General features: G+C 72.5%; 11 protein-coding genes and 1 pseudogene. 5 read left to right on the top strand and 7 right to left on the bottom strand.

What is annotated here, in order from left to right:
* Positions 1–415: 415 nt before the first annotated feature.
* From PKA89_RS11540 to PKA89_RS11530, 3 genes are read right to left on the bottom strand one after another with little or no spacing between them, the layout of a single operon-like run.
* Positions 416–1,195 carry an FAD:protein FMN transferase gene (locus PKA89_RS11540; RefSeq protein ID WP_324419536.1) on the bottom strand — a complete coding sequence of 260 codons (780 nt, stop codon included), beginning with the start codon at positions 1,193–1,195 and terminating at the stop codon, positions 416–418.
* Positions 1,192–1,788, bottom strand: coding sequence for an FMN-binding protein (locus PKA89_RS11535; RefSeq protein ID WP_324419534.1), 597 nt, complete (start codon positions 1,786–1,788; stop codon positions 1,192–1,194). The genes PKA89_RS11540 and PKA89_RS11535 overlap by 4 nt, the downstream gene beginning before the upstream one ends.
* A 29-nt stretch (positions 1,789–1,817) precedes the next feature.
* Positions 1,818–3,248, bottom strand: a complete 1,431-nt coding sequence (locus tag PKA89_RS11530) for a ferredoxin reductase family protein (protein WP_324419532.1) — start codon at positions 3,246–3,248, stop codon at positions 1,818–1,820.
* A 117-nt stretch (positions 3,249–3,365) separates the two neighbouring features.
* On the opposite strand from PKA89_RS11530, the gene PKA89_RS11525 reads away from it, so the two are divergent.
* Positions 3,366–5,294, top strand: a complete 1,929-nt coding sequence (locus tag PKA89_RS11525) for an alpha-amylase family protein (RefSeq protein WP_324419530.1) — start codon at positions 3,366–3,368, stop codon at positions 5,292–5,294.
* A gap of 42 nt (positions 5,295–5,336) precedes the next feature.
* Here the strand turns inward: PKA89_RS11525 and PKA89_RS11520 are convergent, their stop codons facing one another.
* From PKA89_RS11520 to PKA89_RS11510, 3 genes are read right to left on the bottom strand one after another with little or no spacing between them, the layout of a single operon-like run.
* Positions 5,337–6,116 (bottom strand): TSUP family transporter, encoded by a 780-nt coding sequence (locus tag PKA89_RS11520; protein ID WP_324419528.1) that lies wholly within the window; start codon positions 6,114–6,116, stop codon positions 5,337–5,339.
* 3 nt (positions 6,117–6,119) lie between these two features.
* A complete protein-coding gene (locus PKA89_RS11515; protein ID WP_324419526.1) occupies positions 6,120–6,875 on the bottom strand; it encodes an HAD family hydrolase in 756 nt (251 codons plus the stop codon).
* Positions 6,872–8,641 (bottom strand): proline--tRNA ligase, encoded by a 1,770-nt coding sequence (locus PKA89_RS11510; protein ID WP_324419524.1) that lies wholly within the window; start codon positions 8,639–8,641, stop codon positions 6,872–6,874. The genes PKA89_RS11515 and PKA89_RS11510 overlap by 4 nt, the downstream gene beginning before the upstream one ends.
* Positions 8,642–8,853: 212 nt before the next feature.
* Here PKA89_RS11510 and PKA89_RS11505 point away from each other — a divergent pair, with 212 nt between their 5' ends.
* The 4 genes from PKA89_RS11505 (at position 8,854) to PKA89_RS11490 (ending at position 14,393) form a co-directional block, all read left to right on the top strand.
* The gene (locus PKA89_RS11505; RefSeq protein WP_324419522.1) at positions 8,854–10,125 is read left to right on the top strand and encodes an ROK family protein; all 1,272 of its coding nucleotides are present in this window, start codon (positions 8,854–8,856) and stop codon (positions 10,123–10,125) included.
* 152 nt (positions 10,126–10,277) lie between these two features.
* Entirely contained in the window at positions 10,278–11,879 is a 1,602-nt protein-coding gene (mmsA, locus tag PKA89_RS11500; protein WP_324419520.1) for a multiple monosaccharide ABC transporter ATP-binding protein, read from the top strand.
* Positions 11,880–11,902: 23 nt separating this feature from the next.
* Positions 11,903–13,204 carry a multiple monosaccharide ABC transporter permease gene (gene mmsB / locus PKA89_RS11495; RefSeq protein ID WP_324419518.1) on the top strand — a complete coding sequence of 434 codons (1,302 nt, stop codon included), beginning with the start codon at positions 11,903–11,905 and terminating at the stop codon, positions 13,202–13,204.
* Between the two features lie 85 nt (positions 13,205–13,289).
* The gene (locus tag PKA89_RS11490) at positions 13,290–14,393 is read left to right on the top strand and encodes a sugar-binding protein (RefSeq protein ID WP_324419516.1); all 1,104 of its coding nucleotides are present in this window, start codon (positions 13,290–13,292) and stop codon (positions 14,391–14,393) included.
* Positions 14,394–14,483: 90 nt separating this feature from the next.
* Here PKA89_RS11490 and PKA89_RS11485 read toward each other — a convergent pair.
* Positions 14,484–14,963 (bottom strand): annotated as a pseudogene (locus tag PKA89_RS11485) (sulfite exporter TauE/SafE family protein); the annotation flags it as partial.
* Between the last annotated feature and the right edge of the window lie 64 nt (positions 14,964–15,027).

Here is a 15,027-nt window from a genome sequence, read left to right as displayed (position 1 = left end):
ACCGCCGTCCCGGCATCCGCCGACCCGTCCGGCCACCACGAGGGCGACCGGAGCGGATCGAACGGGCCCGCCCCCGGAGGGACGTGACCCGCTGGGTCGGTCCGGCGTGGGGTGCCCCGGGGGAGACCGGGACTCGGCGCAGGGCACGCCGGGAGGTGGAGAGAGGCGCGGGGCAGCTCACGACGCCGGATGGTGCGTCGTGGCCCTGCGCCGTGGTGGCATGCGTGACCACCCGGGTACAGCTGAGGTGCTGACATGACCCAGCCTGGTGCTCGAGCCGGGATCCCCTGCTGAAACCCGACGGAACATCCCGAATCTAGCAGCCGGGGACCCCTGTGCGGCAGGGCCTTCGGGGGTCGACTTTGGGGGTCGGGCGGCACCGGTTCGCGGCGGCCGCGCGCGGGGAGGGGCCCGCTCAGAGCGTGACGAGCCGGTAGGCCGGGTCACGCTCCGCCAGCAGCTCGCGGACGCGGTCCGGGTCGACCCAGGCCGCCGTCGCCCAGACGTCGGCCCAGGTGAGGTCGGGGCCGACGACCGTGCACGACCCGGTGCGCGTGACCGGCCGGCCGGTGCGGGGGTCGAGGACGTGCCCACCCCGGGCGGCCGCGCCGGAGGTGGCGACCGCGCCGCGCCGCACCGTCACGACGTCGGCGACCCGGCCGGCGCGGTGCGGGTCCTCGAGGCCGATCCGCCACGAGGGCGCCGCCGCCGACGGACCCGGGCCGACACCGACGACGACGTCACCGCCCGCGCCGATGCTGTAGGCGACCTCCGGGACCACCGCGAGGTGCTCCGCGGCGTTCCCGACGGCCCAGCCCTTGACCAGCCCGGTCGGGTCGAACACGGTGCGCCCGCGCTCGCGGGCCCGCCAGGCCCGGAACAGGCCGTCGGTCCGCTCCTCGGCCTCGAGGCACAGCTCCGCGACGTCGGCGACCCACGCGTGGACGTCGTCGGCCTCGCCGTGCTGGAGGCGGAGCAGGTCGCTGTCCGCTCGCCACGTCGAGAGGACGGCGTCGACCTTGCGCAGGTGCGCGAACACCCGTCCCACGGCGGCCTCGATGTCCGGCCGGGTCGGCTCGACGGCCCGGACGTGGACGCTCACCGCGGTGCCCATCACGTGCTCAACCCAGGCCCGCCGGGCGAGGACGGGCGGTGCCGGCGCGGCCGGGGTCACCGGGATCTCGGCGGTGATCACGCGTGGGCCTGGTCGATCGCGGACTGCAACGACTGGATGTAGCCGTCGGAGGTGTACGTCGCCCCGGACACCATGTCGATGTTCGCGGACTGCGCCTGGACGACCTCGCCGTTGAGGACGGGCACCGCGTAGGAGTTGATCTCCTGGTCGCGGCGGTCGTTCCACGGCACCTGCGTGACGACCGACTTCGTCACCTGGCCGCCGGAGACGGTGATCTCGACCTGCACCGGACCGAACTGCGTCTGGACGGCGTCACCGGTGAAGGTCCCGTCGGCGAGGCCGCTCGAGGAGGAGCCGCCGGACGACGTGCCGGGCGTCGCGCCGGAGCCGCTCGACCCGGAGCCGCTCGACCCGGAGCCGCTCGAGCCGGAGCCGCTCGACGGGGTCGGGGTGGGCGTCTCCGTCGCACCTCCCCCCGCCGCGCCGCCGGAGCCGCTCGAGCCGCCGTGCCCCGAGGAGCCGCCGTTCAGGGGGTTGGTGGCACCCCCGGCGACGATGCTGGTCCCGGCGCCCGAGCTGGTCGAGGTGTGGTAGCTGAACATCAGCACCAGCGCCGAGACGGTGCCGAGCAGCCAGGTGGTGATCCGTCGCATCGTGGGTCCTCAGAGGGGGGTCGGTCGGGTCAGTAGGAGAAGCGCTCGAGGTGGACCGCGTCCGGGCGGACCCCGGCCTCGAGGGCGGCGGTGCGCACGGCGCTCATCCATCCGTCGCTCCCGCAGACGTAGACGTCGTGGGCGGCGATGTCCGGGACGATCTCGCGCAGCGCCTGGACGTCGGAGAGGTGGGCGGCCTGTCGGGGCAGCCAGCTCTCGCGGCCACGGATCCGGTGTCCCTCGACCTGGAGGTAGCGGGCGCCACGGGCCGCGGCGAGCGCCCGCAGCTCGTCGGCGAGGACGGCCTCGCGCTTGCTGCGCACGCGGTGGACGACCGTCACGTCACCGGGTCGCTGCGGGAGCTCCTCGAGGAGGGCACGCATCGGGGTGATGCCGATGCCCGAGCCCATGAGCAGCACCTTGCGGTGCTCGCGCACGCCGGCGTGCATCCGGCCGTAGGGCCCCTCGAGGAGGACGCGGGTCCCGGGCCGCAGCCGGGCGAGCCGGGTCGAGCCGTCGCCGGCGTGGGCGGCGGTGAACCGGAGCGTGCGACCGTCGGGTGCGGCCGAGACCGAGTACGGGTTGGCGCGGCTCCAGCCGGGCCCGTCGAGGAAGCGCCACTGGAGGAACTGTCCGGCCCGGACCGGGAGGTGCCGCACGCCGTCGCCGCCGACCGTGACCGTCGTGACGCCCTTGCCCTCCCGACGCACCTCGAGCACCCGGATCGGCGAGCGGAGCGAGCGCCACAGCGGCAGGCCGACCCGGAAGACGAGGACGGCGGCCGCGGTGGCCGACCACAGGGTCCACCAGTAGACCGTCGCCGACGTGGAGGTCAGGAAGTCGGCCCCCGTCCACAGCTGGTGGGGCAGGACGAGCCCCGCACCGAGGTAGCCGTAGAGGTGGAGCAGGTGCCACGACTCGTAGCGCAGCCGCCGGCGGGCCCTCTTCACCGAGGTGACGACGACCATGACGAGCGCGACGGTGCCGCCCCACGCGAGCAGCATCCCCGGGTAGCTGACGATGAAGTCCCAGGTCGTCCCCCAGAGCCCGAGCGGGCCGGCCGCGGCGTAACCGAGCGTGATGAGGACGATGTGGACGGCGAGCAGGGTGAAGGACGTGAAGCCGACGAGCCGGTGGGTGCGGGCCAGCTCGTCCTGGCCCCAGGCCTGCTCGACCCACGGCACGCGCGCCATGAGGACGACCTGCACGAGCAGGAGTGCGGAGGCGACCAGCCCGGTGAGCCGGCCGGTCGAGGTGAGGAAGCCCGAGGTGCTCGCGAGCGCCTGCACCCCGCCGTCCTGCACCCAGAGCGCCACCACCCCGAGGAGGACGGCCCAGCCGAGCGCGCCGGTGGCGTCCCGCCACCACCGGGGCACGCGGCGCAGGGCCCGACGGGGGCGCAGTCGCTGCGGCGCGGCGGCGGAGAACGCCTCGTCGGGCGTGGCCGTGCTCGTCGTCATGGGCCGAACTCTCACGGCCCTGCCTATGCGTCACCTGTGAGCGTCGTCGGTGCCGACCGTGAGTCCGGGCCGCCACCTTCGGTCAACCCGTGGAAACGCTTGCACGGTTCCGGCAGGATGCGCCTCGTGAGCGCACCGGTGCCCCCGCCCCCGCCCCTGCCGACCGCCGGGCTGGGCGAGGAGCGCGCCGAGATGCTGCAGGCCCGGCTCGAGCGCTGGTGGCCCGACCTCCACGCCGGGCTCGCCGCCGTCTACGGACCCGACCGCGCCGAGCGCACCGGCGCCGAGCTGGTCACCCTCGCCGCCCGGGCCTTCGCCCGCCGCCCGGACCGGCTGCACCGCCGCGACCTCGACCGGATGCTGCGGCCGGACTGGCTCCAGGAGCCCTCCGTCATCGGGTACGCGGCCTACACCGAGCGCTTCGCCGACGACCTGCGCGGGGTCGGCGAGCGGCTCGGCTACCTCGAGGAGCTCGGGGTGCGGTACCTGCACCTCATGCCCCTGCTGCTCCCCCGCGACGGCGACAACGACGGTGGGTACGCGGTGGCCGACTACCGCCGGGTCCGCCCCGACCTCGGGACGATGGACGACCTCGCCGCGCTCGCCGACGCGCTCCACGACCGCGGGATGAGCCTCGTCCTCGACCTCGTCCTCAACCACGTCGCCCGCGAGCACGAGTGGGCGCGGCGGGCGCGGGAGGGTGTGCTGCGCTACCGGTCCTACTTCCACGTCTTCCCCGACCGGCGGCTGCCCGACGCCTACGAGCGCACCCTGCCCGAGGTGTTCCCGGACTTCGCGCCCGGCAACTTCACGTGGGACGAGGACCTGCGCGGCTGGGTCTGGACGACGTTCAACGCGTGGCAGTGGGACGTGAACTGGGGCAACCCGGACGTCCTCGTCGAGTACGCCCAGATCGTCCTCGACCTCGCGAACCGCGGTGTCGACGTCCTGCGCCTCGACGCCATCGCGTTCATGTGGAAGCGGCTCGGCACCGACTGCCAGGGCCAGCCGGAGGTGCACGCGCTGACGCAGGTGCTCCGCGCCGTCACCCGGATCGCTTGTCCCGCAGTCGCGTTCAAGGCCGAGGCGATCGTCGCCCCCACGAAGCTGCTCGCCTACCTCGGCGAGCGTGAGCACACCGGCAAGGTGAGCGACCTCGCCTACCACAACAGCCTCATGGTGCAGGTGTGGTCGATGCTGGCCTCCCGCGACGTGCGGCTGGCGGCGCACGCCCTCGGGTCGCTCCCCCCGAAGCCGACGACGGCCACCTGGCTCACCTACCTGCGCTGCCACGACGACATCGGCTGGGCGATCATGGACGAGGACGCCGCGGCCGTCGGCCTCACCGGTCCGGGGCACCGGCACTTCCTCGCCGACTGGTACACCGGCGACTTCTGGGGCTCGCCGGCACGCGGTCTCGTCTTCCAGTTCAACCCCGACACGGGTGACCGGCGCACCTCGGGCACCGCCGCGTCGCTCGTCGGCATCGAGGCGGCCGAGACGCCGGAGGAGCTCGACACCGCGCTGGCGGCGCTGCGGATGGCCAACGCCGTCGTCCTCGGGTGGGGCGGCATCCCGGTGATCTGGAGCGGCGACGAGCTGGGCCAGGTCGACGACCCGCACTGGGCGGAGGAGCCCGGGCACGCGGACGACAACCGCTGGGCGCACCGGCCGCGACTGGACTGGGTGGCGGCCGAGCGGCGGCACGACCCCTCCACCGTCGCCGGACGGGTCTTCGGCGACCTCGTCGCCCTCGTCCGGGCCCGGGCCGGCCTGCCGCACCTGCACGCCTCGGTCGAGACCGCCGTCGGGCCGGTCGACGACCCCGGGGTCCTCGTGACGCTGCGCGACCACCCGCTCGGACGTTTCGCCGGCGTCTACAACGTGACGCCCGAGGACCGGGTCTGGCCCGGGTGGCGGGTGCACGAGCTGGGGCTCGCCGACGCCGTCGACGCGCTGACCGGCTCGGCGCTGCCGTGGGGCGACGACGGCGACGTCCACCTCCCGCCCTACGCCGCCCTCTGGCTCACTCACGAACGTGTGTGAAGAACGTCGGTGTGCCGCCCTCTGGCTCACACACGTTCGCGACTACCAGAGGCCGGCGAGGTCGCCGGCGATCCGGAGGGTGAAGGCGCCGACGACGACGATGAACACGACCCGGACGAACCGGCTGCCCCGGGCGACCGCGGTCCGGGCGCCGACGTACCCACCGGCGAGGTTCGCCACGGCCATGACGACGCCGACCCCGAGCACGACGTGCCCGCCGGGGGCGAAGACGGTGAGCGCCCCGAGGTTGGTCGCGAGGTTGGTGATCTTCGCCTTGGCGCTCGCCTCGAGGAAGGCGTACCCGAGCAGCCCGACGAGCGCGAAGACGAGGAAGCTCCCGGTGCCGGGCCCGAGCGCCCCGTCGTAGACGCCGATGACGAACCCGGTGAGCACGGCGGCCGTCGTGTGCCGGGCCCCGCTCCACCGCAGCCGGGTCAGCTCCCCCACGGACGGCTTGAGCAGCGTGTAGGCCCCCACGACGACGAGCATGACCAGGATGACCGGGTTGAAGAGCGACTTCGGGATGTGCAGCCCGAGCAGCGCGCCGCCGATCGCCCCGACGTAGGCGACGGCGGCCATCGGCAGCGCCGTCCGCAGGTCGGGTCGCACCCGCCGGTAGTACGTGACGGAGGCCGTCGCGGTTCCCCACACCGAGCCGAACTTGTTCGTCGCGAGCACCTGCGCGGGTGTCGCCCCGGGCAGTCCGAGGAGGAGCGCCGGCAGCTGGACCAGCCCTCCCCCGCCGACGACGGCGTCGACCCACCCCGCGAGGAAGCCCGCGAGGCCGAGCAGCGCGACGACGTGCGGCGCGACGTCACCCACGGGTCACGCGGCGTTCCACCCGTCGACGACGGCCAGGACGTCGAGCAGCTGGTGCGCCCGTGCGTCGGGCACCGCGGTGACGTCGACCTTCTGGTTGTCCGGCAGGACCGAGTGCGGCACCCAGATGGCGCGCATCCCGACCTGCTGCGGGCCGTGCACGTCCTCGAACATCCGGTCGCCGACGTACACCGCCGCGGCCGGCTCCACCCCGACCGCCCGGCAGGCCGCGAGGAACACCTCCGGGTGCGGCTTGACGTGGTCGAGCTCGCTCGAGTAGAGGTCGGCGTCGAGCAGGTCGAGCACGCCGTCGCGCTCGAAGATCTCGCGGTGGTAGGCCCGCGACCAGATCGTGTTGGACAGCACGCCGACGCGGATACCCCTCTCGCGCAGCCCTTCCCACACAGGGCGGACCTGCGGGTCGGTGTACGTGTGGGGCTCCCAGAATCGACGGTAGGCCGCAAGCGCGAGGTGGTGCCGGTCGTGCTCCGCGTCGACCCCGGCGGCGTCGAGGATCTCGGCGAGGGACGCCGAGGAGTGATCGTCGCGGCCCCGCCGCCACGCCGCGGCTTCGACCTCGTGGATCCGGTCGGCGAGCCGGTGCGCCTCGTCGAGGTCCTCCTGCGGCACCTCGGACGACCCGACCGGGATGCCGTGGACCTCCCGGGCGAACACCCGCCACTGCTCGGGCAGGTCGACGTCGTGCCAGGGCGTCAGCGTGCCGCCCCAGTCGAAGACCACGGCCTCGACGCGCCGGCTCACGCGCGACCGACCTCCGCCAGCACCTCGCGCACGGCATCGGCCACCGCGACCTCGCGACGCTCGCCCGAGCGTCGGTCCTTCACCTCGATGCGCCCCTCGGCCAGGCCGCGCCCGACGACGACGATGGTTGGGACGCCGATCAGCTCGGCGTCCTTGAACTTGACTCCGGGAGAAGCCTGTCGGCGGTCGTCGAACAGCACCTCGAGACCCTCGGCCTCCAGCGCGCGGGTGAGCTCCTCGCCGTAGCGGAAGACCTCGTCGTCCTTGCCGGTGGCGACGAGGTGGACGTCGGCCGGCGCCAGCTCGCGCGGCCACACGAGCCCCAGCTCGTCGTGGTTGCCCTCGGCCACGCAGGCGACGGCCCGCGACACCCCGACGCCGTAGGACCCCATGATGACGGTGCGCAGCTTGCCGTGCTCGTCGAGCACCTTGAGGTCGAGGGCCTCGGCGTACTTGGTGCCGAGCTGGAAGATGTGGCCCATCTCGATGCCACGGGCCGACTCGAGGCCGTGGCCGCAGGACGGGCAGGCGTCGCCGTCGCGGACCTCGGCCGCCTCGATCGTCCCGTCGGCGGTGAAGTCGCGACCGGCGACGAGGTCGAGGACGTGCTTCCCGCTCTCGTCCGCGCCGGTCACCCACACCGTGCCGTCGACGACGCGCGGGTCGAGCAGGTAGCGGATGCCGGAGCTCTGCGCCAGCCCGAGCGCGCCCGGCCCGATGTACCCCTTGGCCAGCGTCGGGTAGCGGGCGAAGTCCTTCTCCTCGAAGGCTTCCACCGACGCCGGCTCGACCTGGGCCCCGAGCCGCTTCTCGTCGACCTCGCGGTCGCCGGGGACCCCGATCGCGAGGGGCTCACGGGTGCCGTCGGGGTGGACGAGCATGACGACGACGTTCTTCAGCGTGTCGGCCGCCGTCCACGACCGCCCGTCGGCGCGGGGGAAGGCCGCCTCGAGGTGGGCGACGAGGGTGTCGATGGTCGGGGTGTCCGGCGTGTCCTCGGCGTGCGCGGCCGGGACGCCGGTCGCGTCGAGGGGGTCCGGGACGGGCACCTGCACCGCCTCCACGTTCGCCGCGTACCCGCAGTGCGGGCAGCGCACGTAGGTGTCCTCGCCGTTCTCGGCGGTCGCGAGGAACTCCTCGGACTTCGAGCCACCCATCGCGCCGGCCATCGCCTGGACGATGACGTAGTGGAAGCCGAGCCGGTCGAATATCCGCACGTAGGCGTCGCGGTGCAGCTGGTAGCTCTTGTCGAGCCCGGCCTCGTCGAGGTCGAAGGAGTAGCTGTCCTTCATGACGAACTCACGCCCGCGCAGCAGGCCGGCCCGCGGCCGCGCCTCGTCGCGGTACTTCGTCTGGATCTGGTAGATCGACAGGGGCAGGTCCTTGTACGAGGAGTACAGGTCCTTGACGGCGAGGGTGAACATCTCCTCGTGCGTCGGCCCGAGCAGGTAGTCGGCGTCCTTGCGGTCCTTGAGCCGGAAGACGTTCTCCCCGTACTCGTCCCACCGCCCGCTGGCCTCGTACGGCTCGCGGGGCAGCAGGGCCGGGAAGAGCAGCTCCTGGGAGCCGATGGCGTCCATCTCGGCACGCACGACCGCCTCGACGCGGCGCAGCACGCGCAGCCCGAGCGGCAGCCACGTGTAGATGCCGGGGCTGACCCGTCGGATGTAGCCGGCCCGCACGAGCAGCTGGTGGCTCGGGACCTCCGCGTCCGCCGGGTTCTCGCGAAGCGTTCGCAGGAACAGGGACGACATGCGCATGGCCACGGGTGGGCTCCTCGGGTGGGTGGGAGGACAACCCGGCAAGGATAACGACGGGCGCCACCGTGTCGCCGCGCGGTTTGTGCGGCCGTCGACCCCATCGCCCGCGACCCGTCCGGCCGCGCCCGGTCCGCGGCCCGCTCCCCGCAGCGCCGGCGCTGCCCCACCATTTGTTCTCTGGTCGAATGAAAGCCACCGACAGGGCTATGGTGACGCCCATGTCGACGTCGACGAGCCGTCGGGGCTCCGGTCCCGCCCTCCCCCGGGGGGACGGGCGCGCGGCCGCGCGGCAGTCCACGCTCCGTGAGCACAACCTCGCCGTGGTGCTCCAGCGGATCGTTGCCGCGCACGCCGCCGGCTCGCCACTCTCCCGGGCGGCGATCGCCGGCGAGGTCGGGCTGGCCCGGGCCACCGTCTCCGACCTCGTCGACCGGCTCATCCAGGCCCGCCTCGTCACCGAGCTCGAGCCGCTCACGGCGTCGCGGGCCGGACGCCCGGCGGTCCCGCTGGCACCGGCCTCCCGCTCGGTCGTCGGGCTCGGCCTCTCGGTCGGCATCGACCACCTCTCGGCCCTCGTCCTCGACCTCACCGGCCTCACAGTCTCCGAGCGGGTCGTCGAGGTCGACCTGCGCGGGTGCGACCCCGAGCGCACCTTCGCCCGGCTCGCCGACCTCGCCGCCGAGACCGTCCGGGCGGTCACCCTCGAGGGGATGCACGTGGCCGGTGCGTGCGTCGCCCTCCCGGGACTCGTCAGCCGCGAGTCGGCGATGCTCCGCTACGCCCCGAACCTCGACTGGCGCGACATCGCCGTCGACGAGGCGCTGACCGGCCACCCCGGCCTGGCCACCCTGCGGGTCGCGGCGGCCAACGACGCCGACCTCTCGGCCAGGACCGAGGTCGAGGAGCGCCGCCGCCGCGACGGCCGGCCGGCCGAGTCGCAGAACTTCCTCTTCGCCTACGGCGCGGTCGGCATCGGCTCGGCCGTCGTGCTCGGCGGACGCGTCTTCGAGGGGATGCACGGGTGGAGCGGCGAGATCGGGCACGTCGTCGTCGACCCCGAGGGTCGCCCCTGCCACTGCGGCGCCCGCGGCTGCCTCGAGCCGTACGCCGGGCGCGACGCGATGGTCGCCGCGGCCGGCCTGCCGCCCTCGACGACGACGACCCGGCTCGCCGACGCGGCCGGCGTCCCCGGCCCGGCCGCGGACGCCGTCGCACAGGCCGCGCGGGCGCTGGGGCAGGCGGCCGCCACGGTCGTCAACGTCGTCGACGTCGACGAGGTGGTCCTCGGGGGGGCGTACGCGACCCTCCACGACCGGCTGGCCCCCGGTGTCCTCGCCGAGCTCGAGCGCCGCGCGGTCATCGCCCGCTGGGCCGAGGTGCGGGTCTCCCGCGCGCTCGGCGGCCCCAGCTCCCCGGCGCTCGGGGCCGCCCTCACCGTGCTCGACGACGTCATCGCCGACCCGTCCGCGTGGCTCGGGGCCGCCACGTGAACGGCGAGTTACCCGATCGTTACCGGAGGGCTTCGACGCGGGTCTTGCCAGACAACGGTGTCTGCAATATGTTCGGCCATACAACAATTAGTGGCTGAGGCGGCCGCCACCACACGCCTCCACGCCACTGCCCCTCAACGCCGAGGACGGGAATGAGCAACGACGCACCGGTGGGCGCCGCGAGCGCCCCTGCGGCCGGCCTTCACGAGGTCATCCTCGAGATGCGCCACATCACGAAGGAGTTCCCGGGCGTCAAGGCCCTCTCCGACGTCGACATGACCGTCCGCCGCGGCGAGATCCACGCGATCTGCGGCGAGAACGGTGCCGGCAAGTCCACCCTGATGAAGGTGCTCTCCGGCGTGCACCCGCACGGCAGCTACACCGGCGAGATCCTGTGGAACGGCCACCCCGCCCAGTTCTCGACGATCCGCGACAGCGAGCACGCCGGCATCGTCATCATCCACCAAGAGCTCGCCCTCATCCCCGAGCTGTCGATCGCGGAGAACATCTTCCTGGGCAACGAGCAGACCCGGCGCGGCGCCATCGACTGGGTGCTCACCCAGCGCAGGGCCGCCGAGCTGCTCGAGCGGGTCGGCCTCTTCGAGGACCCCATGACCAAGGTCAAGGACATCGGGGTCGGCAAGCAGCAGCTCGTCGAGATCGCCAAGGCCCTCTCCAAGGACGTCCAGCTGCTCATCCTCGACGAGCCGACCGCGGCCCTCAACGAGTCCGACTCCCAGCACCTGCTGCAGATCATGGACGGCCTGCGCGGCCGCGGCGTCACCTGCATCATGATCAGCCACAAGCTCAACGAGATCGAGCAGATCTCGGACGCCATCACCATCATCCGCGACGGCCGCTCGATCGAGACCCTCCGCGTCCGCGAGGACGGTGTCGACGAGAACCGCATCATCCGCGGGATGGTCGGCCGCGACCTCGAGTCCCGCTTCCCCGACCACACCCCGCACATCGGCGAGGTGTTCTTCGAGGTCGAGAACTGGCGGGTCCAGCACCCGGTGCGGGCCGACCGTCTCGTCGTCAAGGACGCCAGCTTCTTCGTCCGGCACGGCGAGATCGTCGGGTTCGCGGGCCTCATGGGCGCCGGCCGCACCGAGCTGATGCGCAGCCTCTTCGGCCGCTCCTACGGCATCGTGCTCGGCGGCCGCATCGTCAAGGACGGCAAGGAGCTGCACCTCAAGCACGTCCGCGACGCCATCGAGGCCGGCCTCGCGTACGTCACCGAGGACCGCAAGACCCTCGGGCTCAACCTGCTCGACGACATCAAGCGCACCACCGTCTCGGCCAAGCTCTCCCGGATCACCGACGGCCTCGTCATCAACGAGTCGGAGGAGTTCCGGTTCGCCGAGCAGTACCGCAAGGAGCTGCGCACCAAGACACCGACCGTCGAGGAGGGCGTCTCCAAGCTCTCGGGCGGCAACCAGCAGAAGGTCGTCCTCGCCAAGTGGCTCTTCACCGAGCCCGACCTGCTCATCCTCGACGAGCCGACCCGGGGCATCGACGTGGGCGCCAAGTACGAGATCTACGGGATCATCCAGCGCCTCGCCGACCAGGGCAAGGGCGTCGTCGTCGTCTCCTCCGAGCTCCCCGAGCTGCTCGGGCTGGCCGACCGCATCTACACGATCGCGGAGGGCCGGATCACCGGCTGCCTCGACAAGGGCGAGGCCGACCAGGAGTCGCTGATGCGGCTCATGACGAAGAACACCACCCGCACCCAGGCGAACGCCGTCTCCTGACCCCCCGACGCGAGGACCTCCCCATGAACATCGTCCGCAAGATCTTCGGTGGCGACATCCGCCAGCTCGGCATGGTCGCCGCGCTCGTCGTGCTCATCGTGTACTTCCAGATCAAGACCGGCGGCCTGACCCTCGACCCGAACAACGTCAACAACATCATCCAGGGCAACGCCTACATCCTCGTCCTCGCCATCGGCATGGTGCTCGTCATCATCGCCGGGCACATCGACCTCTCGGTCGGCTCTGTCTCGGCGTTCGTCGGCATCGTCGTGGCGATCGCCATCCGCGACTGGAGCCTCCCCTGGCCGCTCGGCATCCTCCTCGGCCTCGCCCTCGGCGCGCTGGTCGGTGTGTGGCAGGGCTTCTGGGTCGCGCGGGTCGGCATCCCGGCGTTCATCGTCACCCTGGCCGGGATGCTCTTCTTCCGCGGCGCCAACCAGTACGTCGGCAAGTCGAACACCGTGCCGGTGCCGGACGCGTTCCAGGTCATCGGCTCGGGTTCGCTCCCCGAGGTCGGGCCGAACACCGGCTACAACAACCTCACGGTGCTCCTCGGCATCCTCGGCTGCGTCGCCATCGTCTACGGCGCCCTCCGCAGCCGGGCCCGGCTCAAGAAGATCGGCGCCCAGGTCGAGGAGTCCTGGGCCATGTGGACCCGCCTCGCGCTCATCTGCGTCGCCATCCTCGGGGCCATGTTCCTCATCGCCTCGGGTCGCAAGGGCTTCCCCGTCTCCGGGCTCATCCTCGTCGTGCTCGTCCTCGTCTACGGCTTCGTCACGAGCAAGACGATCCTCGGCCGGCACATCTACGCCGTCGGCGGCAACCGCCACGCGGCCGAGCTGTCCGGGGTCAAGAGCCGGCAGATCAACTTCTTCGTCATGGCCAACATGGCCGTCCTCGCGGCCCTGGCCGGGATGATGTTCGTCGCCCGTTCCACCGCGTCCGGCCCGTTCGACGGCGTCGGCTGGGAGCTCGACGCCATCGCCGCCGTCTTCATCGGTGGCGCGGCCGTCACCGGCGGCGTCGGCACGGTCGTCGGGTCGATCGTCGGTGGCCTCGTCATGGCCGTCCTCAACAACGGCCTCCAGCTCGAGGGCGTCGGGGCCGACGCCACCCAGATGATCAAGGGCCTCGTGCTCCTCATCGCCGTGGCCTTCGACGTCTACAACAAGAGCCAGGGCCGCCCCTCGATCATCGGCCTCTTCCTGCGCAACCGGGACCGCAACCGGGCCGACGGGCCGGGTGAGCAGACGGCCATCGCCGAGGAGAACCCGGCGGAGTCCGAGGTCCGCTCCACCTCCAGCACCATCCGCTCCGACGGCTGAGCCGTCCCCCGACCACCGGTCGGCACCCCGCCGCCCGGCCACCGACCCCGCGTCCGCAGGGACGCGCGAGTAGAAAGAAGCACACATGCGTCACCTCACCAAGGCGCTCGCGGTCACGGCGATCGCCGGCCTCGCCCTCACCGGCTGTGGCCGGTCGGCCTCGGACGACACCGCGGCCACCTCCGGCAGCGGAAGCTCTTCCGCGGCCGGCTTCGCCGCCGACTCGGTCATCGGCATCTCCCTCCCCCAGAAGACCTCCGAGAACTGGGTGCTCGCCGAGCAGCTGTTCAAGGACGGCCTCTCGCAGGCCGGCTTCAAGGGCGACGTCCAGTTCGCCAACGGCGGTGTCTCCGAGCAGCAGAACCAGATCCAGGCCATGGTCACCAAGGGCGCCAAGGTCATCGTCGTCGGGGCCATCGACGGCTCGCAGCTGGGCACCCAGCTCAAGGCGGCCAAGGACTCCGGCGCGACGGTCATCGCCTACGACCGCCTGCTGACCAACACCCCGGACGTCGACTACTACGTCGCGTTCGACAACTTCAAGGTCGGTGTCCTCCAGGGCCAGGCGCTCCTCGAGGGCATGGCCAAGAAGAAGCCGAACGGGCCGTACAACATCGAGCTGTTCGCCGGCTCGCCGGACGACAACAACGCCAAGGTCTTCTTCGACGGCGCGATGAGCGTCCTCCAGCCGAAGATCGACGACGGCACCCTCAAGGTCGTCTCCGGGCAGACCAAGTTCGAGCAGGCCGTCACCCAGGGCTGGAAGGCCGAGAACGCCCAGAAGCGGATGGACACCCTCCTCGCCGGCTCGTACTCGAGCGCGACGATCGACGGCGTCCTCTCGCCGAACGACACCCTGGCCCGCGCGATCATCACCTCGTGCAAGCAGGCCGGCAAGCCGATCCCGGTCGTCACGGGTCAGGACTCCGAGGTCGAGTCGGTCAAGTCGATCATGGCCGGTGAGCAGTACTCGACCATCAACAAGGACACCCGCAAGCTCGTGGCCGAGACCATCGCGATGGTCCAGTCGCTCCAGAAGGGCGAGAAGCCGACGGTCAACGACGACAAGTCCTACAACAACGGCGTCAAGGTCGTCCCGGCCAACCTCCTCGCCCCGGTCATCGTGACCAAGGAGAACGCCGCCGAGGCCTACGCCAACGACCCGACCCTCGGCCCGCTGACCAAGTGAGCCGCGTGCCCTGAGCACACCGGTCGACCGGAGGGCCCGTCCGCAGCCGCGGACGGGCCCTTCCGGCGTCCGGGCGCGGGCTCCCGGAGCTCAGGCGGACAGGAGGCTCTGGCCGAGGACGAGGGCACCCATCGCGAGGACGAACCACCCGAACGCGCGGCGCAGCGACTCCTGGCGCACGCGCCCGGAGAGCAGGCCGCCGAGGACGCTGCCGACGACGGCCACCGCCGTCACGGGGAGGGCGAGGCCCCAGTCGAGCCGCACCGTGTGCAGGTGCCCGGCGAGACCGGCGCCGCTGTTCATCGCGATGACGAGCAGCGAGGTGGCGACGGCGACCGGCATCTCGAGGCCGCCGAGGAGGACGAGGACGGGGACGACGAGGAAGCCCCCGCCCGCCCCGACGGTGCCGGTGACCAGCCCGATGCCGACGCCCTGGGCGACCGACCGCCCCAGGCCGACCCGCTCCCCCGCTGGCGGCGTCCGGCGGCCACGGATCATCGACGCGGCGGTGACGATCATCATCACCGCGAACAGCGCCAGCAGGACCGGGCCGGGGGTGAATCCGGAGAGCCGGCCACCGGCCTAGGCGCCCGCCATCGCCGACAGGCCCAGCACGAGGCCGCCCCGCCAGCGG

Origin of the sequence: Phycicoccus sp. (genome assembly GCF_035325325.1) — a bacterium.
Lineage (GTDB): Bacteria > Actinomycetota > Actinomycetes > Actinomycetales > Dermatophilaceae > Phycicoccus.
This window is presented reverse-complemented; position numbering and strand designations above follow the sequence as displayed.

What these genes read in the sequence shown, in the direction of transcription:
- PKA89_RS11535 (WP_324419534.1), bottom strand. Translation starts at nt 1,788, where the DNA reads ATGCGACGGATCACCACCTGGCTGCTCGGCACCGTCTCGGCGCTGGTG.
- PKA89_RS11530 (WP_324419532.1), bottom strand. Translation starts at nt 3,248, where the DNA reads ATGACGACGAGCACGGCCACGCCCGACGAGGCGTTCTCCGCCGCCGCG.
- PKA89_RS11525 (WP_324419530.1), top strand. Translation starts at nt 3,366, where the DNA reads ATGCGCCTCGTGAGCGCACCGGTGCCCCCGCCCCCGCCCCTGCCGACC.
- PKA89_RS11505 (WP_324419522.1), top strand. Translation starts at nt 8,854, where the DNA reads ATGTCGACGTCGACGAGCCGTCGGGGCTCCGGTCCCGCCCTCCCCCGG.
- mmsA (WP_324419520.1), top strand. Translation starts at nt 10,278, where the DNA reads ATGAGCAACGACGCACCGGTGGGCGCCGCGAGCGCCCCTGCGGCCGGC.
- mmsB (WP_324419518.1), top strand. Translation starts at nt 11,903, where the DNA reads ATGAACATCGTCCGCAAGATCTTCGGTGGCGACATCCGCCAGCTCGGC.
- PKA89_RS11490 (WP_324419516.1), top strand. Translation starts at nt 13,290, where the DNA reads ATGCGTCACCTCACCAAGGCGCTCGCGGTCACGGCGATCGCCGGCCTC.